This window comes from Shimia sp. W99, assembly GCF_053851455.3.
Map to the genome: position 1 here is coordinate 3,956,639 of NZ_JBSQBU020000001.1, position 22,661 is coordinate 3,979,299.

General features: G+C 63.9%; 19 protein-coding genes and 2 tRNA genes. 7 read left to right on the forward strand and 14 right to left on the reverse strand.

Translation table 11 applies throughout. From position 1 onward, the window contains the following. Positions 1 to 40: 40 nt before the first annotated feature. From ACS3QZ_RS19090 to xylF, 4 genes are all read right to left on the reverse strand, one after another. Complete coding sequence (locus ACS3QZ_RS19090) at positions 41 to 967, reverse strand: glucokinase (RefSeq protein ID WP_456039245.1); 927 nt, start codon at positions 965 to 967, stop codon at positions 41 to 43. Between the two features lie 22 nt (positions 968 to 989). Then, positions 990 to 1,748, reverse strand: coding sequence for an ATP-binding cassette domain-containing protein (locus tag ACS3QZ_RS19095; RefSeq protein WP_456039246.1), 759 nt, complete (start codon positions 1,746 to 1,748; stop codon positions 990 to 992). A 16-nt stretch (positions 1,749 to 1,764) separates the two neighbouring features. Continuing rightward, positions 1,765 to 3,030: a sugar ABC transporter permease gene (locus ACS3QZ_RS19100; RefSeq protein WP_456039247.1), complete on the reverse strand. Its 1,266-nt coding sequence runs from the start codon at positions 3,028 to 3,030 to the stop codon at positions 1,765 to 1,767. A 142-nt stretch (positions 3,031 to 3,172) separates the two neighbouring features. Beyond that, entirely contained in the window at positions 3,173 to 4,195 is a 1,023-nt protein-coding gene (gene xylF / locus ACS3QZ_RS19105) for a D-xylose ABC transporter substrate-binding protein (RefSeq protein WP_456039248.1), read from the reverse strand. 202 nt (positions 4,196 to 4,397) lie between these two features. On the opposite strand from xylF, the gene ACS3QZ_RS19110 reads away from it, so the two are divergent. Together ACS3QZ_RS19110 and ACS3QZ_RS19115 are read left to right on the forward strand one after the other, a co-directional pair. After that, positions 4,398 to 5,591 (forward strand): ROK family protein, encoded by a 1,194-nt coding sequence (locus ACS3QZ_RS19110; protein ID WP_456039249.1) that lies wholly within the window; start codon positions 4,398 to 4,400, stop codon positions 5,589 to 5,591. Continuing rightward, positions 5,581 to 7,107, forward strand: a complete 1,527-nt coding sequence (locus ACS3QZ_RS19115; protein WP_456039250.1) for a CRTAC1 family protein — start codon at positions 5,581 to 5,583, stop codon at positions 7,105 to 7,107. Before ACS3QZ_RS19110 ends, ACS3QZ_RS19115 begins: the two co-directional genes overlap by 11 nt. Here ACS3QZ_RS19115 and ACS3QZ_RS19120 read toward each other — a convergent pair. Genes ACS3QZ_RS19120 through xylB form a run of 4 tightly spaced genes read right to left on the reverse strand, consistent with a single transcriptional unit; the run spans position 7,101 to position 12,135 of the window. Next, the gene (locus ACS3QZ_RS19120; protein ID WP_456039251.1) at positions 7,101 to 8,405 is read right to left on the reverse strand and encodes a cytochrome-c peroxidase; all 1,305 of its coding nucleotides are present in this window, start codon (positions 8,403 to 8,405) and stop codon (positions 7,101 to 7,103) included. The two genes, ACS3QZ_RS19115 and ACS3QZ_RS19120, sit on opposite strands and share 7 nt — an antisense overlap. After that, entirely contained in the window at positions 8,402 to 9,376 is a 975-nt protein-coding gene (locus ACS3QZ_RS19125) for an aldose epimerase family protein (protein WP_456039252.1), read from the reverse strand. Before ACS3QZ_RS19125 ends, ACS3QZ_RS19120 begins: the two co-directional genes overlap by 4 nt. A 3-nt stretch (positions 9,377 to 9,379) precedes the next feature. Beyond that, entirely contained in the window at positions 9,380 to 10,684 is a 1,305-nt protein-coding gene (gene xylA / locus ACS3QZ_RS19130) for a xylose isomerase (protein WP_456039253.1), read from the reverse strand. Further along, the gene (gene xylB, locus ACS3QZ_RS19135; RefSeq protein ID WP_456039254.1) at positions 10,681 to 12,135 is read right to left on the reverse strand and encodes a xylulokinase; all 1,455 of its coding nucleotides are present in this window, start codon (positions 12,133 to 12,135) and stop codon (positions 10,681 to 10,683) included. Before xylB ends, xylA begins: the two co-directional genes overlap by 4 nt. Before the next feature lie 188 nt (positions 12,136 to 12,323). Between xylB and ACS3QZ_RS19140 the strand changes: the two genes are divergently transcribed. The 5 genes from ACS3QZ_RS19140 (at position 12,324) to ACS3QZ_RS19160 (ending at position 18,009) form a co-directional block, all read left to right on the forward strand. Then, positions 12,324 to 14,825, forward strand: coding sequence for a heavy metal translocating P-type ATPase (locus ACS3QZ_RS19140; RefSeq protein ID WP_456039255.1), 2,502 nt, complete (start codon positions 12,324 to 12,326; stop codon positions 14,823 to 14,825). A gap of 11 nt (positions 14,826 to 14,836) precedes the next feature. Then, positions 14,837 to 15,229, forward strand: coding sequence for a Cu(I)-responsive transcriptional regulator (gene cueR, locus ACS3QZ_RS19145; protein ID WP_093095755.1), 393 nt, complete (start codon positions 14,837 to 14,839; stop codon positions 15,227 to 15,229). A gap of 295 nt (positions 15,230 to 15,524) precedes the next feature. Then, positions 15,525 to 16,043 carry a TRAP transporter small permease gene (locus ACS3QZ_RS19150; RefSeq protein WP_456039256.1) on the forward strand — a complete coding sequence of 173 codons (519 nt, stop codon included), beginning with the start codon at positions 15,525 to 15,527 and terminating at the stop codon, positions 16,041 to 16,043. Then, positions 16,040 to 17,362: a TRAP transporter large permease gene (locus tag ACS3QZ_RS19155; RefSeq protein WP_093095759.1), complete on the forward strand. Its 1,323-nt coding sequence runs from the start codon at positions 16,040 to 16,042 to the stop codon at positions 17,360 to 17,362. Before ACS3QZ_RS19150 ends, ACS3QZ_RS19155 begins: the two co-directional genes overlap by 4 nt. A 134-nt stretch (positions 17,363 to 17,496) precedes the next feature. Then, positions 17,497 to 18,009: an SAM-dependent methyltransferase gene (locus tag ACS3QZ_RS19160; RefSeq protein ID WP_456039257.1), complete on the forward strand. Its 513-nt coding sequence runs from the start codon at positions 17,497 to 17,499 to the stop codon at positions 18,007 to 18,009. On the opposite strand, the gene ACS3QZ_RS19165 is transcribed toward ACS3QZ_RS19160, so the two are convergent. The 6 genes from ACS3QZ_RS19165 to glpX form a co-directional block, all read right to left on the reverse strand. Further along, on the reverse strand, positions 18,006 to 18,836 hold the full coding sequence (locus tag ACS3QZ_RS19165; protein WP_456039258.1) for a universal stress protein: 831 nt from the start codon (positions 18,834 to 18,836) through the stop codon (positions 18,006 to 18,008). The genes ACS3QZ_RS19160 and ACS3QZ_RS19165 overlap by 4 nt on opposite strands. A gap of 121 nt (positions 18,837 to 18,957) precedes the next feature. Beyond that, positions 18,958 to 19,032: transfer RNA gene (locus ACS3QZ_RS19170), tRNA-Glu, on the reverse strand. 52 nt (positions 19,033 to 19,084) lie between these two features. Then, positions 19,085 to 19,159: transfer RNA gene (locus ACS3QZ_RS19175), tRNA-Glu, on the reverse strand. 170 nt (positions 19,160 to 19,329) lie between these two features. Further along, positions 19,330 to 21,072: a single-stranded-DNA-specific exonuclease RecJ gene (gene recJ / locus ACS3QZ_RS19180; RefSeq protein ID WP_456039259.1), complete on the reverse strand. Its 1,743-nt coding sequence runs from the start codon at positions 21,070 to 21,072 to the stop codon at positions 19,330 to 19,332. Continuing rightward, positions 21,069 to 21,632 carry a cysteine hydrolase family protein gene (locus tag ACS3QZ_RS19185; RefSeq protein ID WP_456039260.1) on the reverse strand — a complete coding sequence of 188 codons (564 nt, stop codon included), beginning with the start codon at positions 21,630 to 21,632 and terminating at the stop codon, positions 21,069 to 21,071. The genes recJ and ACS3QZ_RS19185 overlap by 4 nt, the downstream gene beginning before the upstream one ends. After that, a complete protein-coding gene (gene glpX, locus ACS3QZ_RS19190) occupies positions 21,633 to 22,601 on the reverse strand; it encodes a class II fructose-bisphosphatase (RefSeq protein ID WP_456039261.1) in 969 nt (322 codons plus the stop codon). Between the last annotated feature and the right edge of the window lie 60 nt (positions 22,602 to 22,661).

A 22,661-nucleotide genomic window follows, 5' to 3' on the forward strand; every position in this document is an offset into this window, starting at 1 on the left:
GTATCGTGTCGGTATCAGAACCGCCGGGCCGCAAGGCGCGTCAGCCTGCCTGCATCAGGTGATGCAGGCAGCCATGCAACGCCGCGCCGTCATCGGTGATGACCGACACCGGGATATCGGCGGGGCGGACCACCTCCATGCCGGGGGCGAGATAGGCCTCGGCAAAGGCGTCGAGCGCAGGAGAGCCAAGGATGCCGCGCGCGGTGCTTCCGGCAAAGATCATGCCAGCCCCGGGCAGGTACTGGCAGATCAGAGCGCGCGAGAGCTGTCCCAGCCCGCGGGCAAAAAGCGTGATCGTGGCCGCCGCGTCGCGATCCTGTCCGGTGACATAGCCCTGCATGATTTCCGGCCCGCTCAGAACCCGGCCACAGAGCGCCTCGTGCAGCCGGGCGAGCCCCAGTCCGGAAAACACATCTTCGACCGTGGTGAACCCCGCCGCCGCCGTGCCAAGCGACGCAGACAGGGTGTCGCGTACCGAAGCCGGGAGTTCGGCATGGCCCATCTCGGCCTCGAACACGGTGATCCCGCCTGCCGGTCCCGGCTTGGTCAGCCCGACATTGAACCCGGTGCCCATGCCCACGACAAGGCTTTGGCGGTTGTTATCCGGGGGCGCCGTGCCGCTGATCGGGGTGGGGGAGAGCTGGGGCAGGGCATAGCAGAGAGCCGAGAGATCATTGATCAGCATCCCGCGCGCTGCGCCGACTTGGGCGGCGACCTCGCGCGCGCAGATATGCCAGTCTCGGTTGGTCAGCCGCCCCCGCCCCTGAGAGACAGGGCCGGCGATGGCGATGCAGACGGCGTCAACCCCGGCGCAATCCTGTTCGTCCTGGAACCGCGCGATCACGTCGAGCAGGCTGGCGTGATCGTCATTTGGCGCGCGCAGCAACGTTTCGCTGCGCAGGCCGGACGCATCGGCCAGTGCAAGACGGGTGTTGGTGCCCCCGACATCGCCCACAAGAAAAGTCATGACGCTTGCCTCTTCATGCCCCTCAGCACTCTACGCCTTCGGGTTTCTTGCCAAGGATGATCATGCTCAGAAGGTCGTCATCGGTGACATCATCAACCTTGACCGTGCCGACAAGCTGGCCGTTTTTCATCACGCTGGCGCGATCGCACAGCTCCATCACGTCATGAATATCATGGCTGATCAGGAAGATGCCGATGCCTTCGGATTTCAGCTGCTGGATCAGCTCGGACACCATTTGTGTTTCGTGCGGTCCAAGCGCGGCGGTGGGTTCGTCCATGATCAGGATGCGCGCGTTGAAATAGACGGCGCGGGCAATGGCGACCGATTGGCGTTGGCCACCCGAGAGGGCCGAGACCGGGTCGTTGAACTTTTGAAAGTTCGGGTTGAGGCGGCCCATGATCTTGCGGCATTCGGCCTCCATCGCGTCGTCATCGACAAAGCCGAAGGGCGTGACAAGTTCGCGCCCGAGGAACAGGTTCGAGGCGGCATCGAGGTTATCGGCCAGCGCAAGCGTCTGGTAGATGGTTTCGATGTTGTAGCGTCGCGCGTCGCGCGGGTTGTGGATCTCGGCTCTTTCACCGTTGACGTAGATTTCGCCGCCATCGGCCTTGTAGGCCCCGGAGAGGATCTTGATCAGGGTGGATTTCCCGGCGCCGTTGTGACCCAGAAGGCCCACGACTTCGCCAGGGTAGAGATCGACCGAGACGTGATCCACGGCCTTGATCCCGCCGAACGAGATGTGCATGTCGCGCATTTCCACGAGAGGGGTTTGGGTTTCCATGTGTCTCTCTCCTCTCTTAGCTGCCGGTCCGGCGGCGATAGACGATGTCGATATAGACGGCGAGGACAAGCACCATGCCGACGACGATGGATTGCAGCGGCGCATCAACACCGACCATGGCCATGCCCGATTGCAGGGACTGCATGATCAGCGCACCGATCACGGCGCCATAGATGGTGCCAAAGCCCCCGGCGAGCGCCGTGCCGCCGATGACGGCTGCGGCGATGACCCGCAGTTCATCGAGCGTGCCAAGGTCATTGCCCACGGCCCCGAGCCGCGCCGAAGCGATAACAGCGGCGATGGCGGTGAGACCGCCCATCAGGGCAAAGATTTTCACGGTGAGCAGGCGGGTGTTGATGCCGGACAGTTCGGCGGCCTCGGGGTTGCCGCCTGTGGCATAGATGTAGCGGCCAAACCGGGTGCGGCGCGAGATGATGGTCATGGTGATTGCGACCGCCAGCAGGATCACAACGGGAATGGCGATGCCGTGATTCATGGTGAAGTCATCCGGCACGTTCCAGCCACGGGCCTCGGCAATGCGGGCGGCGGCGCGGTCGGGCACCTTGTAAGAGTTCATCAGCCACGCAAAGCCAACGGTCAGGGCGACCACGAGAGCGATCAGCGTGCCTTCGGCCCAGGCCGGTTTCACGGCGATGCCATGGCGGGCCTTGGTGCGGCGGCTCATCAGCATGACCGCGGTGGCGGCGACGGCCGCAATAATGCCGAGGGCCCAGCTCAGGGTTTCACCCAGCGTGCCTTCGGCACCGCCCCCGAGAAGCTTGAAGGTGGGGTCAAGCGGGGCAACGGTTTGGCCGGACGTGACCCACCAAGCGGCGCCGCGATAGACGAGAAAGCCGCCAAGGGTCACGATAAAGGCCGGTACGGTCAGGTAGCCGATGATCCAGCCCTGGAATGCGCCGATCATGACGCCGAGCGCGATGCCCGCGATCACGGTGATGATCCAGATCGAAGGGTGGCCCAGCCCGACGATCTCGGGCAGCAGCTTGGCCTGTAGCGCGCCCATGACCATGCCGAGCAGGCCAAGCAGCGAGCCGACCGACAGGTCGATATGGCGGGTGACGATCACAAAGACCATGCCGGTGGCCATGACGGCGACCGAGGCGGTCTGAACCGACAGGTTGAAAAGGTTGCGCGGGGTCAGGAAACGCCCATCCGTGGCCAGATGAAAGGTCAGCCAGATCAGCACAAGCGCGCCGATCATGCCGAGCAGGCGCATGTCTATCCCGAGATTGGCAAAGAATTTTTTTGCCGCGTTTTGCATGTGAACAGCCTCCCTCTCATGGTGTTGCCGGGCCGCGCGGTAGCGGATGTGCGCACACATGTCGTGTCGCCCATGAATACCATGTTGCATGTTCAGGAAAGAAGGGGGGTGTCCCTCCGGGTGGCCCGGAGGGACGCGAAGGTTATTTGCAGTAGTCGATCGTGGCGCCGGCGCAGACGGCTTCCTTGTTGATCCACTTGGCGTCGACAACAAGGTTCAGGTTGTCCTGCGTGACCGGGACCGGCTTGAGGAAGCGTGCGTGCATCTTGGTGCCAGCGGGCGAGGTCCACTGGTGCGAGCTGTCGATCTGGGCCAGACCTTTGCCCTCGGCCATCTGAACGGCGATCTTCGCGGCGGCCTTGCCGAGGTCACGGGCGTCTTTCCAGACCGATACGGTCTGGGTGCCGAGCGCGACGCGGTTCAGCGCGGCATGGTCGCCATCCTGACCCGAGACCGGGATACCTTCCATGCCCTGCGCCGTCAGCGCGGCGACAACGCCACCTGCGGTGCCATCATTGGAGGCCACGACCGCGTCGACCTTGTTGTCGTTGGCGGTCAGGATCTGTTCCATGTTGCGCTGGGCGTTCGCGGGAACCCAGCCGTCGGTATAGGCTTCGCCGACAATGGTGATGTCGCCCCTATCAATCGCCTTTTGCAGCACTTCCTGCTGACCGCCACGCAGGAAATCCGCGTTCGGGTCGGTTGGGGAGCCCTTGATCATGACATAGTTGCCCTTGGGCTGGGCTTCGAGCACGGCGCGGGCCTGCATGCGGCCGACTTCGACATTGTCAAACGTCAGGTAGAAGGCGCGCGAGTCTTCGATCAGGCGGTCATAGGCGACAACGCCGATGCCTTCGTCCGAGGCCATCTGCACCGCCGGACCCACGGCGGAGGCATCCTGCGCCAGAATGATCAGCGCGTCTGCGCCTTGTGCAATCAGGCTTTCGATGTCGGAAAGCTGTTTGGCGGACGAGCTTTGCGCATCGGCCGAGATGTAAGTGGCGCCGGCGGCATCCAGTGCGGCCTTGATGGCGGCTTCGTCGGTTTTCCAGCGCTCTTCCTGGAAGTTCGACCAGCTGACGCCGATGATCATGTCCTCGGCCATGGCTGCGGTTGAAATCAGCGCGCCGGCAATGATCGCCGTCGCGGATGCGAAAAGTTTCATGATGTCCTCCCAATTTCTGTGCCCGGTGCTGTCCTTGCGAACGGTTTCATGGGCTGAGGACAGTTTAGAGTATTAAATTTGAAAATCAAATTAAATCGGTTAACCTTGCAAAAGGTGCGATATCCGCGCTGATTAGAGGGGGTGGTTTGCCGGGGGTGGGCGGCTCCTGCGGACCAAGAGAGACAAGGGAAGGCAAGCCTAAATGTCTGTGAATCAGAGAGAATTCGGGCGGCGTGTGTTGCTGGGCGAAATCCGCAAGCACCGCCGTATTGCCCGGATCAATCTTGCCGATCACACTGGAATCAGCCGGGCAACCGTGACGACGATCACCGCCGAGTTGTTGCGCGAGGGGTTGATCGAAGAGGTGCCGGGCGACTCACCCGAGCGGGACGGTAAGCGCGGACGCCCCACGGTCGACCTCAGGATTCGCGGCGCGGCGCATCTGGTGGCGGGGGCCAAGATCTCGAACCGGACGATTTCGCTCGTGCTTCTGGATTTCGAGGGCAACCAGCTGGCCGACCACGAGGTCATTCTTGATCAGAACGTGTTCGAGGCGCAGGAGCTTGCCGGGGAACTGGCCACGCATGTCGAGGTGCTTGCCCGGAAAATCGACCGCCAGAGGACGGATATTTCCGGGCTGGGCGTCGGTATCGCCGGGATTGTCGATGCGCCGCGGGGATTCGTGCATTGGTCGCCCCTGCTGGATCAGCGTAATGTCGAGTTCGGGCGCGTGCTGAGTGATGCCCTGTCGATCCCGGTCTATCTCGACAATGACGCCAACCTTGTCGCGGTGGCCGAAAAGACATTCGGGCTGGGGCAGGGGCATTCGGATTTCATCGTTGTCACCATCGAAAGCGGTGTGGGCATGGGCCTTTATATCGGGGACGAGATCTATCGCGGTACGCGTGGCTGCGGAGCCGAGTTCGGGCATACCAAGGTGCAGTTGGACGGGGCGTTGTGCCGCTGTGGCCAGCGCGGTTGTCTGGAGGCCTATGTCGCAGACTACGCGCTGTTGCGCGAGGCGATGATCGCCAGTGGAGACAAGGACGGCCGGCCGGTGGAGGCCCTGTTGCGGGACGCGCAGGCGGGCGATGCGGTGGCCAAGTCCATCGTGGACCGCGCCGGGCGTATGTTCGCCATGGGGCTGGCCAATCTTGTCAATATCTTCGACCCCGAGCTGATCATTCTGGCCGGGGAACAGATGCAGGCGAGCCATCTTTACGCGGAAGAGGTGATCGAGGCGATCCGCGCGTCAATCGTGCAGATCGACAAGGCGCCGCCCGAGGTGGTGATCCACAAATGGGGCAACCTGATGTGGGCACGGGGCGCCGCCGCCTATGCGCTGGACAAGGTGTCCGAGGCGGCGCTGGCGGAGATGGCGGATCATGCGGGTTAGATTTGGTGCGGCCTTGGTGCTGAGCGCCTCGGTGGCTGGGGCGGCAGAGCCGGAATTTCAGCCTGTGCCGGCGCCGCAACATGTTTATGCCGGAGGGTGGGAACATTACGTGGGTGGCGGTGTGGCGGTCATGGATTGTGACGCGGACGGGCTGCCCGATCTCTATGTCGCGGGGGGCAGCAACCCGGCGCAGGTGTTGCGCAACCGGGGCGGCATGGTGTTTGAGGCAGAAACGCCTGCGGCGCTGGCGCTCACGGGGGTGATCGGGGCCTATCCGTTGGATATCGATAGTGACGGCCACATCGACCTTGCCGTTCTGCGGGTGGGGGAGAATGTGTTGCTGCGTGGCGATGGCGCGTGTGGGTTTTCCCGCTTTGAGCCGCCGGGATTCCACGGGCGCGACCGCTGGACCACCGCGTTTTCGGCGACATGGGAGGCGGGGCAGACCCTGCCGACGCTGGTATTCGGAAACTATGTGAACCGGGACGACCCCAAGGGGCCGTTTGAAACCTGTGACGACAATACGTTGTTTCGCCCGGAGGGGGACGGGTACGCCATGTCCCTGCTGGGGCCGGGGTATTGCGCGCTGTCCATGTTGTTTTCCGATTGGGGCCGAATGGGGCGGGCCGATCTCAGGGTGAGCAATGACCGGCATTATTACGTGCGCGGCGGGTCGGAACAGATGTGGGCGATGGAGGTCGTCCCGCGCCTGTTGGGGGCGGAGGATGGTTGGCGTTCGCATATGCTCTGGGGCATGGGGATCGCGTCACGGGACGTGGATTTCGACGGCCTGCCCGAAGTGTACCTGACCTCGATGGGGGATCAGCGGATGCAGCGTCTTGAGGGGCCGGGGGCGGCCTTTGCGGATGTGCCTTACGAGATGGGCACAACGGCGCACCGCCCCTATCTGGGCGGGGATGGGCGGCCCTCGACCGGGTGGCACGCGAGTTTCGGGGATATCGACCTTGATGGACGGGATGATATTTTCCTGTCCAAGGGCAATGTCGAACAGATGCCGGACGCGGCGATGGAGGACCCAAACACGCTGTTGATGCAGCAGCCCGACGGGACGTTTGTGGAAAAGGGCGATGTCGCTGGTGTTGCGTCATTGGTGCGCAGCCGCGGGGCCGCGCTGGTCGATCTGGATCTGGACGGGTTGCTGGACCTCGTGGTGGTGAACCGCCGCGCGCCCATGGAGATTTATCGCAACGTGACCAAGGCGTCAGGCAACTGGGTGTCGGTTGCGCTTTTGCAGGATGGGGCGAACCGGAATGCGGTGGGAGCGTGGATCGAACTGCGCGTCGGGGACCGCGTTCATGCGCGCGAGATCACGGTGGGCGGTGGCCATGCCGGGGGCGTGGCCGGGCCGGAGCATTTTGGCCTTGGCGCGGTGTCCGAGGCCATGGCGCGGGTGATCTGGCCGGATGGTGCGGTGAGCGATTGGGCGGCGGTGCCGGTCAATCATGCGCTGTTGGTGGTTCGGGCAGGCGACGCGCTGTCGGTTGCGGCCTACTGATCCACGGGCAGGCCGCTGGGCACCTCTGACGGAACGCCAAGGCGGGCATTCAGAGCGCCGGGATCGTTCAGGGCAAAGCGCAGGAATGCGACGATCTGGTCGACCTCTGTATCGGAAAGCGTCATCGGGGCCAGTTCATTGGCCGCCGCGATGGCGTCGATTTCCTCCGGGTCGGACATGATCGCGAAATCGCTGTCAAAGTCGGGGGGCAGGAGAAGCGCCTGACTGGGTTCGTAGGCCCAGAGCGACTCGACCGGGTCGATATGGTGACGCACGACGCCCTCAATCGTGGCATAGGCGCCGGAATGGCCGTAAGGCCCGGTATCTGGCAGGTTGCGCAGGGACGGTGTGCGAAAGCGGTAAAGGTCGGTGTCATCGCCGGTGACACGGGCACGGCCCGTGTCGCGGTTGTGCCGTTCGAACCGCGCAGCCTTGCCGGGGCCGATCTGGGGCATGGCGATGGCGTGATAGCCGTGGTCGGTCTGGAACTGTCCTGCATGGCAGCTGTCGCACCGCGCCTTGCCGTAGAACAAGGTCAACCCGGCAGCGGCGTCGGGGGGCAGGGGGCGTCCGGTTCGCAGGAAACGGTCAAACGGGCTATTGTCGCCGCGCCATTCGAAGGCGATGAAATCGGCGATCACGTTGGCGATGTCATGGAACTGGATCTCTGTGCCGCGGCCAAGAATTACATCGAACCGGGCGCGGTAGTCCGGGATGGCCTCGATCCGTTGGGCAAGGATGTCCCATGCGCCGCCGGGGCCTGTCAGAAAGCCCTGCCGCACGGCCTGTGCAACGTCGTTTTCGGAATAATGTCCGGCCATCTCGTCGCCCGAGAGCACGGGGAACATGGCTTGCGCCGCCAAAGCGCTGTCAAAGCCGACCTCCATTTCTGCGCCCAAAGGGGTGCGGATACCGGAGGGGCGGGTGGGGTCCTTTTCGAGGCGGCCGTCATGGAAGAACCGGGTGAATTCCGCCGCGCCGAGGTTGAAGAGCGCGGGCGCGTTGCGCGGGATGCGTTGTTCGGGTGGGTCGTTGGCGTCGATCACCCGGTCGATGCCCAGCCCCACCGCGCCATCGCCAAAGCCAAGCGACAGCCCGTCGCCCGTCCCAAGGCTCGGGTGGTGGCAGGTGGCACAGGACACGCTTTTGTTGCCCGACAGGATCGGGTCGTAGAACAGCAGGTGGCCCAACTCGACCCGTGCCATGTCAGGCTCGGGGAAGGTTGCGTTTGCCTCGGGGAGCGGCCCGGCGAGGGCAGCCGAAGACAGGAGCGCGAAGAAGGTGGGGAGCCACCTCATGTCATAGCCTCGACGGTCAGGGTCAGGCGCTGGCGATAAGGCGCGTCCGGGGTGGCGATAATGGGGGCAAACTGTGGGTGGTTCACCGCGTCCGGGAAATGTTGTGCCTCGAGGCAGATCGCGTCATAGGCAGTGTGGGACTGGCCCGGCAGGGCGGAGTGCAGCGGTTCGAGGTAGCGCGAGGAATAAAGCTGCATTCCCGGCTGATCGGTTTCGAGCCTCAGGCGCAATCCATCCGGGGCGGTCAGCGTGGCGGTCTGCGCATCAAGCGCAAAGTTGTCGTCGTAGCCAAGTGCGTCCGGGTCGGCCTCGGCAAAGCTGCGGGGGCGGGTGAAGTCATGCCTGGTGCCTGAGATGGGCAGTAGGGTTCCGGAGGGGATCGAGTCGGCGTCGGTTTCGGTGATGTGGGTTGCGGGCAGGTGCAGAACGTGATCGCGCGCGCTGCCATGGCCCATGAGGTTGTAGTAATTGTGCTGGGCAAGGTTGATCGGAGTGGGGCGGTCGACCTCTGCCCCCATGTCATAAGTCAGGGTGTTGCCCGCAAGCGTGATCGTCACCGTGATGCTGGCCTGCCCCGGAAAGCCCTGATCCCCGTCCGGGGAGGTCAGGCGCAATTGCACGGCATCTGTGCCGTCGGGCTCCATTTGCCAAAGGCGTTTGCCGATCCCGCCTGTTCCCCCGTGCAACATGTGCGGCGCGATATTGGCGTCCAGTTCATAGCGCGTTCCGTTCAGCGCAAAGGTCGCGTTGCCGATGCGGTTGGCGACCCGCCCCACGATGGTGCCAAGGTTGGCGGGATTGTCGAGATAGGCGACCGGGTCGGCATAGCCCAGCACGATCGAGCGGCGCGCGCCCCGGTGGGGTACGCGCCAGTCTTGCGTGATGCAGCCAAGGTTGAGGATCGCAACCGAAACATCCCCGTCCCGAAGGACATGGCGGCGGATATCTTGGGGTGCGATCCTTTGGGACATGTTTCAGACGAACCTGTTGACGTGGTTTTCCAGTATTTCCTGACGCCCGGATTTCGGTGCGGGATTGATGGCGCCACTGTTCACTTTTTCGAAGATCGTGTCGAAATCGCTGTTCAGCATTGCCTGCGCTTCGGGGGTCTCCCATCCGGCGTAGCGCGCTTTGAGTGCGTCCTCAAGGCCGCCGTCCTCGATCATAGCGGCGGCGGCCTTCAAACCGCGTGCGCAGATGTCCATGCCGCCGACATGAGCGGCGATCAGATCCTGCGCGTCCAGCGACTGGCGGCGCAGCTTGGCATCGAAGTTGGTGCCGCCCGTGTCAAACCCGCCATCCCTGAGGATGTGGTAATAGGCCAGCGCGACCTCGGGGACGTTGTTGGGGAACTGATCCGTGTCCCAGCCCGATTGATAGTCGTTGCGGTTCATGTCGATCGAGCCCAGCACACCAAGGGCGGCGGCGGTGGCAATCTCGTGCTCGAAACTGTGGCCTGCGAGAATGGCGTGGCCCTGTTCAAGGTTGAGTTTCACTTCGTTCTCCAGCCCGTATTTCTGCAGGAAGCCATAGCAGGTGGCGGCGTCATAGTCGTACTGGTGCTTGGAGGGTTCCTGCGGTTTGGGTTCGACAAGGATCGTGCCCTTGAAGCCGATCTTGTGCTTGTAATCCACAACCATGTTCAGGAACCGGCCCATGTGATCGAGCTCGCGCCCCATGTCGGTGTTGAGCAGGGTTTCGTACCCCTCGCGCCCGCCCCAGAGCACGTAGTTTTCGCCGCCCAGTTTCATCGTGGCATCCATGCAGGTTTTCACGGTAGCCGCCGAATAGGCAAAGACATCCGGATCCGGGTTCGTTGAAGCGCCCGACATCCAGCGGCGGTGGCTGAACATGTTGGCGGTGCCCCAGAGCAGCTTGACCTTGCGGGTCGACATCTTCTCTTCGAAATAGGCGATGATCTCTTCGAAGTTCTTCAGGCTTTCTGCAAAGCTGTCGCCTTCGGGGCGGATATCGGCGTCGTGCCAGCAGAAATAGGGCTGGCCGAGAATGTCGAACATCTCAAAGGCGGCGTCGGCTTTGATCTTGGCGGTGGCCATCTGGTCCTGAGGGTGCCAGGGGCGGATGAAGGTCTGACCGCCGAAGGGATCGCCGCCTTCCCAAGCAAAGGAATGCCAATAGGCAATGGCAAAGCGCAGGTGATCTTCCATCCGCTTTCCCATGACGACTTCGTCCGGGTTGTAGTGACGGAAGGCGAGCGGATTGGGGCTGTCGGGACCTTCATAGGCGATGGGCGCGATGCCGTTGAAAAACTCGGTCATGATTGCAGGGCCTTTAATGCGGGGTAAGAGGAAGCGAAGGCGGCATAAGCGTCTTCATAGGCGGCGCGCAGTTCGCTGCGCGGGTCGATCGTGGTGGCGATCTCGGGGCGGGTCATGACCGCCTCGGGCGCGGCGCCCGTGGCGGCGCAGAGACCAAGCCGGGCGGCACCGAGGGCCGCGCCGAACTCGCCCTTGGCCGGGAGCGCGATGGGCATGTCGAGCAGCGTGGCGATCAGTTCGACCCAATAGGGCGACTGCGCCCCACCGCCGATGGCGATCAGGCTTTGCAGGTCGGCCCCGGCGGATTTCAGGGCTTCGAGATTGTCGCGCAGGGCAAAGGACACGCCTTCGATCACGGCTTGGGTGAGGTCGCGGGGGCCGTGCGCGATATCAAGCCCGATGAAGGCTCCGCGCAGATCGGCATCATTGTGGGGCGTGCGTTCGCCAGAGAGGTAGGGGAGGAAACGCAAGCGCCCCGGCCCGCCGATGGTTGGTCCGAGAGTGGTAGCAAGGTCGGCGGGCGGTGTGTTGAGAGTGCGGGCCAGCCAGTTGAGGCTGTCGGTGGCGGCAAGGATGACGCCCATCTGGTACCAGCGGTTCGGAACAGCGTGACAGAATGTGTGCACGGCGCTGGCGGCGTTGGGGGCATAGTTGTCGCGGCCCGTCAGAAGAACGCCCGAGGTGCCGAGGCTGACGAAACCGTCGCCTTCGGAAAGCGCGCCGATGCCACAGGCGGCTGCGGCGTTGTCGCCTGCTCCGGCAGCCACGACCGTGTCGGGGGACAGGCCCAGATCGGCGGCGATGTCGGGATGCAGGGTGCCAATGGGTTGGGTGCCTTCGAACAGCGCGGGCATCTGATCGCGGCGCATCCCCGAAGCATCGAGCAGGGTCTGCGACCAGTCGCGCGCGCCCACGTCAAGCCAGCTTGTCCCGGCGCTGTCGGACATGTCCGAGGCATAGGTGCCCGTCAGCCAGAAATTGAGGTAGTCCTTGGGCAAAAGCACCTTGGCGGTTTGGGCAAAGATGTCGGGCTCGTTCTCGGCCACCCAGAGCACCTTGGGGGCGGTGAAGCCGGGAAAGACGATATTGCCGGACAGGTCCCGCACCCCCGGCATGGCATCCAGGCGGGCGGCCTGATCGGCGCTTCTCGTGTCGTTCCACATCATGCAGGGGCGCAGCACCGCGCCCTTGTCGTCCAGCAGGGTCGCGCCATGCATGTGGCCCGAGACGCCGATGCCCCGGATCGCGGGCAGGAGCGCGGGGTGATCGGCGTGTAGGGCGGCAAAGACCGCGCGGCAGGCGGCGGTCCAGTCCGCCGGGTCCTGCTCGCTCCAGCCCGGATGCGGGCGGGCGGTGTCATAGCTGGCTTCGCTGGTTGCGACGACACGCTGATCGGCGTCGATCACAAGCGCGCGCAATCCCGATGTGCCCAGGTCGAGTCCGACGAACACGGCAATCCCCCCAATTGTCTCCTCGCTTAATTTTAGACTCAAATTAAATTGAAAGGCAAATGCGAAATTTGCCGGAGGTCAAAGGTGCAGGTTTTTTGCAGAGTTTCGCATCTACCGCGCACAGGCCCTTGACCTTCCCCTAACTGGAACCCTTATGTAGCCTGTCATACGGGAAAGACAGGTATGTCATGACAGAGTCGCACGCTGCACAATTACGGGTTTCGGGGCTGAACTGCGCGGGATGCGCGGGGCGGGCCGAGAAGGCTTTGGCGGGGGTTGAGGGGGTCGCGTCGGCCTCGGTCAACTTTGCCAATGAAACGGCGCAGGTCGCCTATGACGCGCCTGCCACGCTGGACGATCTGATCGCGGCGCTGGAAAAGGCCGGGTACCCAGCGGTGATCCAGGAAACATCGTTCCGGGTGTCCGAGATGACCTGTGCAGGCTGTGTGCGCCGGGTCGAACAGGCGTTGCTTGCCGGGCGCGGCGTGATTGATGCGAGCGTCAACATGGCGACGGAAACCGCGACGGTGCGCTATGCCGTCGGCGCCACAGCCCCGGACGAGATCGCGGCGCTGGCGACGGCGGCGGGCTATCCGGCCCGGATCGACACCGAAACACCGGACGTGGTCGAGGCGCAGAAGGCGGATGAATTCCGGGCGCTGAAAAAGCGGACCCTGTTGGCGGCTGCTTTGGCCCTGCCGGTCTTCGTGCTTGAGATGGGATCGCACATGATTCCCGGCATGCACCATTGGGTGATGGCGAATATTGGCATGCAAAACAGCTACTTGCTGCAATTTCTGCTGACCACGCTAGTGCTCGTCGGGCCGGGGCGGGTGTTCTATGCCAAGGGCTATCCGGCGCTGTTCAAGGGCGCGCCGGATATGAACTCGCTGGTGGCGCTGGGCACGTCGGCGGCCTATTTGTTTTCGGTGATTTCGACCTTTGCGCCGGGGCTTTTGCCCGCGGGAACCGCCAATGTCTATTACGAGGCGGCAGCGGTCATTGTCGTGCTGATCCTGGCCGGGCGGCTGATGGAGGCGCGGGCCAAAGGGCAAACCGGGGCGGCCATTCGCAAGCTGATCGGGCTGCAGCCGCGTCAGGCGCGTGTCGAGCGCGCGGGCGAGGTGGTCGAGGTGCCGATTGCGGGGATCGTGGTGGGGGATCACGTCCATGTGCGCCCCGGCGAAAAGATCGCGGTGGATGGCACCGTCCTGTCCGGCGAAAGCTGGGTTGATGAAAGCATGATCACGGGCGAGCCCGTGCCGGTTGAAAAGACACGCGGCGGCGGGGTTGTCGCCGGGACGGTGAACGGGCAGGGCGCGCTTGTGTTCCGGGCCGAAAAGGTCGGTGCGGATACGATGCTGTCCCAGATCATCCGCATGGTGCAGGACGCACAGGGCGCCAAGCTGCCGATTCAGGGCATGGTCGACCGAATTACCATGTGGTTCGTGCCTGCGGTGCTGGTGGTCGCGCTATTGACGGTGGCGACGTGGCTGTTGCTGGGGCCCGATCCGGTGCTGAGTCGTGCGCTTGTCGCCGGGGTGGCGGTGCTGATCATTGCCTGCCCTTGCGCGATGGGTCTGGCCACGCCGACCTCGATCATGGTGGGCACCGGACGCGCGGCCCAGTTGGGCGTCTTGTTCCGCAAGGGCGATGCGCTGCAGAGGGTGCGCGATTGCAAAGTTGTTGCGTTCGACAAAACCGGGACGCTGACCAAGGGCCAGCCGGAGCTGACCGATCTGGAGGTGTCAAACGGCTTTGACGCCGACCACGTGCTGACGCTGGCGGCGTCGGTTGAGGCAACGTCGGAGCATCCCATTGCGCAGGCCATTCTGCGCGCAGCCAAGGGCAAGGGGCTGTCGGTGCCGAAGGCCACCGGCTTTGAAGCCTTGGCCGGGTTCGGGGTGCGCGCCACGGTGGACGGGCACGCGATACTGATCGGCGCGGACCGCCTCATGACGGGAGAGGGGCTGGAGCTTGGTGACCTCAGGGCGCGGGCAGAAAGCCTTGGGCGACAGGGCCGCACACCGCTTTTCATTGCCGTGGACGGGGTGGTTGCCGCCGTGCTGGGGGTGGCCGACCCGGTGAAACCTTCGGCCCGCGAAGCGGTGCGTGCCCTGCATGATCTGGGTCTGCAGGTGGCGATGATCACTGGCGACAACAAGCATACGGCGGGGGTGATCGCGCAAGAGCTTGGCATTGACCGGGTGGTCGCCGAAGTGCTGCCTGATGGCAAGGTGGCAGCACTTGAGGCACTGCGCGAAGAGGTTGGTGCCGTGGCTTTTGTCGGGGATGGGATCAACGATGCCCCGGCTTTGGCGTCTGCCGATGTCGGGATTGCGATTGGCAGCGGCACGGACGTGGCCATCGAAGCCGCGGATGTGGTGCTGATGTCGGACGATGTGCGCGGCGTGGTCAACGCGGTGGCGATCAGCCAACAGGTGATCCGCAATATCGGGCAGAACCTGTTCTGGGCCTTTGGGTACAACACGGTGCTGATCCCGGTTGCCGCCGGGGTTCTGGTGCCCTTTGGCGGACCGATGCTGTCGCCGGTTCTGGCCGCAGGTGCCATGGCCCTGTCGAGCGTCTTTGTATTGAGCAATGCCTTGCGCCTGCGTTGGGTCGCGGCGGCGGTGGAAACGGCAGAGGCGCAAGGGACGCGTCCGCTGGTTCCGGCAGCGGCAGAATAAGGAGAGTTGGCATGAATATCGGGGAAGTGGCCAAACGGTCGGGCCTGCCATCCAAGACCATCCGTTATTACGAAGAAATCGGGTTCATCACGCCCCGGCGCAGTGAAAACGGCTACCGCGATTTTGATGAAAAAGACCTTCATCGGCTGGCCTTTATCGGGCGCGCCCGCTCGCTAGGGTTCACCATCGAGAACTGCCGGGCGCTGCTTGAGCTTTATGCGGACCAGAGCCGCGCGAGCGCAGACGTGAAACGGGTGGCCGAGGAAAACCTGCGCGAGATCGACGCCAAGATCGCCGATCTGCAAGCCATGCGGGCCACGTTGGCACATCTGGTGGGGGCCTGCGCCGGGGATTCCCGCCCCGACTGCCCGATCCTCGAAGACCTCGGGCGCGCCTTGGGTTAGCGGCCTCGCGCGGGGGTTTTTCACCGCTCATAGCTTTTTTCAATATGATCTCGGCGAAATTGATTTGCCGAAACCCCTGCTTTTCCGGGACACTTCGGCAAAGGGCGCAGGCGCGTGTGAAAAGGGAATTCGCGTGTCCGGCACCCTCGAAGGAGATCGCAAAAGGCGGATGCGCGGCCATCAAAACCTTGACAGGCCGCGTTTGAACTGTCGCAGTGTGAGCCAATGCCGGGCGCGCATGGACAGCGCTACAAGAGCAACAGGGACAAGACCGGGACAGGGATCGAACACCATCATGTATAATATGTTGAACACGGGCGTAGGCTGGCTGGCCCGCGTCATGGCCATACTGGGAGGGATCGTGTTGATCGGGCTGATCATCATGACCTGCCTGTCGATCACCGGGCGTGCGCTCATCCCGCTGGGGCTGGGGCCTGTACCGGGGGATTTCGAACTGGTCGAGGCCGGGGTGGCATTTGCGATTTTCGCCTTTCTGCCATGGTGTCAGTACAACCGGGGCCATGCGCGCGTGGACCTGTTCCAGCCCGCCTTTGGGCGTTTCGGAAATCGCCTGATTGATCTTGTTGCGGACGTGATGATGTTCATCGCGGCCTATATCATCGCGTGGCGGCTCTATCTGGGCATGATGGACAAGTACAATTACCACGAGACCACTTTCATCCTGCAGTTCGAGATCTGGATGGCTTATGCCGCCGGGTTCCTCGGGGCCGCCGTGTTCGTGATCGTTGCCGCGTTCTGCATCCTGCGCAGTCTGCGCGCCCTGCTGGGGCAGTCGTCGGAGGCAAGCGCATGAGCAATATTGAAATCGGCCTCTGGTCCTTTCCGGTTCTCCTGTTCCTGATTTTCATCCGCATTCCCATCGGTCTGGCGATGATGGCGGTGGGCATGGGCGGCACCTATATCGTGTTCGGCTCGACCATGATGACGATGGGACAGCTCAAGCATCTCGTCTATGGCACTTTCTCGAACTATTCGCTGTCGATCGTGCCGTTGTTCCTTTTGATGGGACAGTTCGCGACCCTGTCGGGCATGTCCAAGGGGCTGTTCAAGGCCGCCGAGGCGTGGCTGGGGCATCTCAAGGGCGGGGTGGCGATGTCGGCCATTGGCGCCTGCGCCGGGTTTGGCGCGATATGCGGTTCGTCACTGGCCACGGCGGCCACGATGGGGCAGGTGGCCCTGCCGGAACTGCGCCGCTATGGCTATTCCGGGCCGCTGGCCACCGGGACACTGGCCGCCGGGGGGACGCTGGGCATCCTGATCCCGCCTTCGGTGATCCTCGTGATCTATGCGATCCTGACCGAACAGAACATCGCCAAACTCTTTGTCGCGGCCTTCATTCCCGGCATTCTGGCGGCGATTGCCTATATGCTGGTGATCGCGATCTATGTGCGCGTGGTGCCGGGGTCGGGCGATGCGCTCGAGCCGGTGCCCTACGCGGAGCGGTTCAAGGCGCTGATCTCGGTCTGGCCTGTGATCCTCATCTTCCTTGCGGTTGTGGGCGGTATCTATGCCGGTATCTTTACCCCGACCGAAGCGGCGGCGGTGGGCGCGGCAGGCACAGGGCTTGTGGCGCTGGTGACCGGGGGGCTCAACGGCAAGAAGATCGTCAACTCGATCCTGACCACGGCCAATTCCACGGCAATGATCTTCCTGATCGTGCTGGGGGCGGGCATGTTCAACAGCTTCCTTGCACTCACGCAACTGCCGCAGACTTCGGCGCAGTGGGTGACGGAACAGGGGTTCAGCCCGTGGTTCGTGCTGTTCTGTGTGCTGGTGCTCTACCTGATCTTCGGCTGCGTGATGGACAGTCTGTCGATGGTGCTTTTGACGGTGCCGATTTTCTTCCCGATCATGACGGCGCTGGATTTCGGCATGAGCACCGAGGAATTCGCCCTGTGGTTCGGCATCATCGTCCTGATCGTGGTCGAGGTCGGGTTGATCACGCCACCGGTGGGGATGAACCTGTTTGTCATCAACACCATGGCGCGCGACATCCCGATCAGCCAGACCTTCCGTGGCACGGCGCCTTTCGTGCTGGCCGATATCATCCGCGTGGCGATCCTGGCGATGTTCCCGTCGATAACATTGGCGTTGGTCTGGGCGATCTACTAGCCCGGGCACACCGCATGAAAAGGGCCACGGGGCACACCCCCGTGGCCCTTTTTGCATTCGGGCTGCGGCGTTGCGGCGCTGGTGTTGGCGCATGGATCGGGCAGTATGGGGCAAAGTGAAGGAGCATAGATCCCATGAGCAGCGACGTACCCGCCATCCGCGATGGCGAAACCACCCTGTCCTTTGATCCGGCAGCGCGCGTGGACGCGACCGTGCGGTTCATCGGGCGTATTCACACCCCATGGAAGCGCGGGGATTGCCCCAAGAACGTGACCTCTGCACGGGTGCGTGCCGCCGAGGAGGGCGGGCGGTTCACGGTGAAACTGGAAGAGGGGTTTGCACCGGGGCTCACCGGACTTGAGCCGGGGCGGGGCATTTTCCTGATCTACTGGATGCATCAGGCGCGCCGGGACCTGATCACGCAGGCGCCCAAACATGTCGACGGCACGCGGGGCACCTTTGCGCTGCGCTCGCCCAATCGTCCGAACCCCATGGCCATGTCGGCGGTGACAATCCTGTCGGTTGATGTCGAGTCGGGGGAGATCGAAGTGGATGCCATCGACTGTTTCGACGGCACGCCGCTGGTCGATATCAAGCCGTGGACGGCGGGGGTGGATACGCCGGTGCCGCTGGCAGAGGCCGATTAACGCACCGACGGCGGCGACAGCAACAGGTCTGTGGGCGGTTCGCGCAACAGATCGGCGGCAAAGCCGCCCAGCCTGTGCAGGGCAAATCCGCGGGTATGTGTGCCAAGCACCAAGAGGTCGGGTGTGATGCTGGCGATCTTGTCATGCAGGGCCTGGGTCACGCTGCCGGTCACGATCTCTGGCGGGGCATAGGCGCCGGGGATCGCCGACTTCGCCAGCCAGGCATCGCGTTTGGCTTCGGTTTCCCTGCGTACAGCCTGGGCCATTTCGCTGACATGCGACTCGCCCGTCAGCCCGGCAAAGGGCACCAGCATGGCGTGAAAGGATGTCATCGCCGCGTTGGGGGCAACGGTCGCCGCCGCCCGCAGCGCGGCGGCGCAGGCGTCGGAAAAGCTGATCAAGGCAAGGGCGGCGGCGTAGTCTCCCTCGACCATGTTCCGGGCGATCAGGACCGGGGCAAGGCTGGCGGCGGCAATCCGTTCGGACGTGGTTTCGCGCAGCTGGTCAAAGAGGCGCCGGGCGCGGTGCAGTCCCATGACGACAAGGTCGGCTTCCTTGTCGATGGCAAAGGCGTTGACCTGTTCCACGGGATCGCCGGCAAGTACGGTGACCGTGGCCAGTGCCTTGCCCGGCTGGCGGGAAAGATAGGCCTCGAGCCGCTCGGAAACAGACTCGCGCAGCTGATTGACCATGTCTTCGGGCAGGGCATCATCCACCACCGACACCACGTGCAGCCGCGCGCCGTGTTGCGTGGCCAGAAACAGGGCGCGTTCCAGCGCGCGATCGGAACGGGGGGACATGTCGGTGGCGACTACGATGGATTTCACGGGGGACCTCCTTGCCGGTGCGACCGGGGCAAAACATGCGCTTTCCTGTACACACACTATGCAGCGGCGCCAGCGATGGCAAAGGCGCGGTGTCACGATGGGGGCGGAGGTGCGGCAGAAGTGGCAGCCCGTAGGGGAATCGAACCCCTCTTTCCAGGTTGAAAACCTGGCGTCCTAACCGATAGACGAACGGGCCACGCTGTTGCTTGGTTCAAGGTGGAACAGAAGTCCGGAGAACCGGCTTCGACTGGCAGCCCGTAGGGGAATCGAACCCCTCTTTCCAGGTTGAAAACCTGGCGTCCTAACCGATAGACGAACGGGCCGTGCCGAAGCGTGAGGCGTAATTAGTGAAAGGCCGGGGGCACTGCAAGCGGAAATTTCAAACTGGGCGCGACTTTTTTGACCGCGGGGTTCCGGGGGCGCTGCCCCCGTCGCGAGCAGGCTCGCGACTCCCCCGGGATATTTGCGGCAAAAGGAAGAATGGGGCGGGTGTTCAGGCGGGCGCGGCGTCTTCGAGGCGGAGTTGTACGGTCTGGCGACCACCCCATGAGTTGATCTCGAGCCGCCCGGCAAGATGAAAGCGGGACTGTCCGTGCGATTCGAGCGCTGGGCCAAGGGGGGTGTCGAAGGCGCCGAAACAGATCGCCTCGAGCCGCGCGCCCAGCCCGTCGCCGAAGGTGATCTTGAGGTGGTTGTCGCCCACGCGTTTGGCAAAGCGAATTTCGGCCTCGGGGAAGGCGAAGCGAGGGGCGGGGGCACCTGCGCCAAAGGGGCCGGCCTTGTCGATGTCCTGTACCAGCTCGACCGTGGCAGCACCCGGCATCAGGAGGGCATCGAGTTTGAGATCGGCGGGGCCGGCGCTGCCTGCGCCCTGTTTTGCGAGCAGGTCCGACAGGCGCGCCATGGCCGGTTCCAGCTGATCGCGGGCCACGGTCAGACCGGCGGCCATCTTGTGGCCGCCGCCCTTGCTCAGGAGGCCTTCGGCGGTGAGTTTCTGGATCGAGGCGCCGAGATCGACGCCCGAGATCGAGCGGCCCGAGCCTTTGCCCTCGTCCCCGTCCAGTCCGATGACGATGGCAGGGCGGTTGGTGGCTTCTTTCAGGCGGGAGGCGACGATGCCGACGACACCGGGGTGCCAGCCTTCGCCCGCCGCCCAGACAAGCGGGGCATCAAGGCCACGGGCTTCGGCCTGTTCCATCGCCGCGGCGCGCACGGCGGCTTCGATGTCGCGGCGGTCGGTGTTGAGCTGGTCCAGCCGTTCGGCCATGGCGCGGGCTTCGTCCGGGTTGTCGGTCGACAGGAGTCGCGCGCCAAGGTCGGCCTGACCGATGCGCCCGCCCGCGTTGACGCGCGGGCCGAGCAGGAAGCCGAGGTGGTAACTGTTGGGGGCCGAATCCATGCGGGCGACATCCGAAAGCGCGACGATGCCGGGGCGGTCGCGCCGTGCCATGACCTTGAGCCCCTGCCGCACCAGCGCCCGGTTGACGCCGATCAGGGGGGCGACATCGGCCACGGTGGCCAGCGCGACAAGATCGAGCAGGGACATCAGGTCAGGGCCTTGTGTGCCGCTTTCGCGCATCTGCCGGTTGGCCTCGACCAGCATCAGGAACACCACCGAGGCCGCGCAAAGATGAGCGAGGTCGCCGGATTCGTCCTGGCGGTTGGGGTTCACCACGGCGTGACAGTCGGGCAGGGTTTCGCCACCCAGATGGTGATCGAGCACGATCACGTCCGCGCCTTTGGCGGCGGCGATGGGGCCGTGGGAGAGCGTGCCGCAGTCCACGCAGATGATCAGGTCATGGTCACGCGCAAGGGCCGCCATGGCCTCGTCATTGGGGCCGTAGCCTTCGTCGATCCGGTCCGGCACATAGAGCGTGGCCTGCAGGCCCATGGCGCGCAGCCACGTGACCAGAAGCGCACCGGAGCTGCCGCCATCCACGTCGTAATCGGCGAAGATTGCGATCCGCTGGCGGGTTTTGACCGCCTGCAGGAAGCGCGCCGCGGCCTTTTCCATGTCCTTGAGAGAGCGCGGGTCGGGCAGCAGGTCTGCCAGTTTCGGTTCAAGAAACCCGGCGGCCTCTTGCGGGGAGACGCCGCGCCGGGCCAAAACGGCGCAGAGCGCGGGCGGCAGGGCGGTGTCCTGTTGCAGAAGTTCGGTCGCGCGGGTGATTTCGACCGAGGGGCCAACCCAACGGCGCCCGGTCAGGGAACTGGAAACGCCAAGAAAATCGCTCATGCCAGGGCCTTGAGAATGTCGTCGGTGGCGAGGGCCTGTCCGAATTCGCCATGCAGCATGGAGATTTCGGCATCGTGAATCTGTTGTGCCGTCATCGCGGGCAGGCCTGCGCGCCAATCGCTGCGGGCGTGCGTGTCAAAAGCGGCGCAGGCGTCATGGGCGAGCCAGACGTCGAACCCGAGATTGCAGCCCATGCGCATCGAGGTTGAGATGCATTGCGGGGTCGACAGCCCGGCGATAATCAGCCCCGAAACGCCGAGATCGCGCAGATGGGTTTCGAGATCCGTGCCGATGAAAGCCGAGTTGGTGTTTTTTTCAAACACGGGCTCGTCGCCCATCGGTGCAACAATGGCTTTGATCGCGTTGCCGCCCTGATCCGGGTGCAGCGGGCTTGTCGGGCGGGTCGAAAAGTGCCGCACATGGGCAATGGGCAGGCCCAGAACACGACAGCGCGCCAGAAGGCGCGCCGCTTTTTTTTCCGCATCGGGGTTGTTGCGGGCACCCCAGAGAGGGCTGTCCATGCCCTCCTGGATGTCGATGAGAACCAGTGCCCGCGTCATTCAGCCCTCGACCGGGGCGCGGTAGGTCATGCGGCGGACCGAGCCGGATTTCGAACGCATCAGCAGCGTGGTGGTTTCCACCCAGCCCGGGCTGCGCTTGATGCGCGGCAGGAGCGAACCGCCGGTGACGCCGGTGGCAGCAAAGATCACGTCCGCAGTCACCATCTCGTCGCGCGCATAAATCCGGTCGAGATCGGTGATCCCCGCCTTGGCCGCGCGGCCTTTTTCGTCGTCGTTGCGGAACAGCAGACGGCCCCACATCTGGCCGCCCATGCATTTCAGCGCCGCAGCCGCCAGTACGCCCTCGGGGGCGCCGCCCTGGCCCATATACATGTCGATGCCGGTTTCCTCGGCCTCGGCGCAGTGCATGACGCCGGCCACGTCACCGTCGGTGATCAGACGGATCGAGGCACCGGTTGAGCGGACCTCTGCAATCATGTCTTCATGGCGGGGGCGTTCGAGGATGCAGACGGTGATGTCGGCGGGGGCGCAGCCCTTGGCCTTGGCCAGTGCTTCGACGCGTTCCTTGGGGGACATGTCGAGCGACACGACATCGGTCGGGTAGCCCGGACCAATCGCCAGCTTGTCCATGTAGGTGTCGGGCGCATGCAGCATCGAGCCCCGCGGCCCCATGGCGATCACGGTCAGCGCGTTGGGCATGTCCTTGGCGGTCAGGGTGGTGCCTTCGAGCGGGTCGAGAGCGATGTCCACGCCGGGGCCGTTGCCGGTGCCAACCTCTTCGCCGATATAGAGCATCGGGGCTTCGTCGCGTTCGCCTTCGCCGATCACCACAACCCCGGCAATGTCCAGCAGGTTGAGCTGTTCGCGCATCGCGTTCACGGCGGCCTGATCGGCGGCCTTCTCGTCGCCGTTGCCAATCAGCGCAGCCGAGGCAATCGCGGCCTGTTCGGCAACACGTGCCAGGCCAAGAGAGAGCATACGGTCATGAAATTCCGCGATTTCGGGCATGGAAATATCCTTGTGCTTAGGTTTGTTCCCGCAATAACGCAGGGGGGGCAATGTCACAAG

Coding starts and splice junctions, on each gene's coding strand:
- ACS3QZ_RS19090 (WP_456039245.1), bottom strand. CDS start 967: ATGACTTTTCTTGTGGGCGATGTCGGGGGCACCAACACCCGTCTTGCA.
- ACS3QZ_RS19095 (WP_456039246.1), bottom strand. CDS start 1,748: ATGGAAACCCAAACCCCTCTCGTGGAAATGCGCGACATGCACATCTCG.
- ACS3QZ_RS19100 (WP_456039247.1), bottom strand. CDS start 3,030: ATGCAAAACGCGGCAAAAAAATTCTTTGCCAATCTCGGGATAGACATG.
- xylF (WP_456039248.1), bottom strand. CDS start 4,195: ATGAAACTTTTCGCATCCGCGACGGCGATCATTGCCGGCGCGCTGATT.
- ACS3QZ_RS19110 (WP_456039249.1), top strand. CDS start 4,398: ATGTCTGTGAATCAGAGAGAATTCGGGCGGCGTGTGTTGCTGGGCGAA.
- ACS3QZ_RS19115 (WP_456039250.1), top strand. CDS start 5,581: ATGCGGGTTAGATTTGGTGCGGCCTTGGTGCTGAGCGCCTCGGTGGCT.
- ACS3QZ_RS19120 (WP_456039251.1), bottom strand. CDS start 8,405: ATGAGGTGGCTCCCCACCTTCTTCGCGCTCCTGTCTTCGGCTGCCCTC.
- ACS3QZ_RS19125 (WP_456039252.1), bottom strand. CDS start 9,376: ATGTCCCAAAGGATCGCACCCCAAGATATCCGCCGCCATGTCCTTCGG.
- xylA (WP_456039253.1), bottom strand. CDS start 10,684: ATGACCGAGTTTTTCAACGGCATCGCGCCCATCGCCTATGAAGGTCCC.
- ACS3QZ_RS19140 (WP_456039255.1), top strand. CDS start 12,324: ATGACAGAGTCGCACGCTGCACAATTACGGGTTTCGGGGCTGAACTGC.
- cueR (WP_093095755.1), top strand. CDS start 14,837: ATGAATATCGGGGAAGTGGCCAAACGGTCGGGCCTGCCATCCAAGACC.
- ACS3QZ_RS19150 (WP_456039256.1), top strand. CDS start 15,525: ATGTATAATATGTTGAACACGGGCGTAGGCTGGCTGGCCCGCGTCATG.
- ACS3QZ_RS19155 (WP_093095759.1), top strand. CDS start 16,040: ATGAGCAATATTGAAATCGGCCTCTGGTCCTTTCCGGTTCTCCTGTTC.
- ACS3QZ_RS19160 (WP_456039257.1), top strand. CDS start 17,497: ATGAGCAGCGACGTACCCGCCATCCGCGATGGCGAAACCACCCTGTCC.
- recJ (WP_456039259.1), bottom strand. CDS start 21,072: ATGAGCGATTTTCTTGGCGTTTCCAGTTCCCTGACCGGGCGCCGTTGG.
- ACS3QZ_RS19185 (WP_456039260.1), bottom strand. CDS start 21,632: ATGACGCGGGCACTGGTTCTCATCGACATCCAGGAGGGCATGGACAGC.
- glpX (WP_456039261.1), bottom strand. CDS start 22,601: ATGCCCGAAATCGCGGAATTTCATGACCGTATGCTCTCTCTTGGCCTG.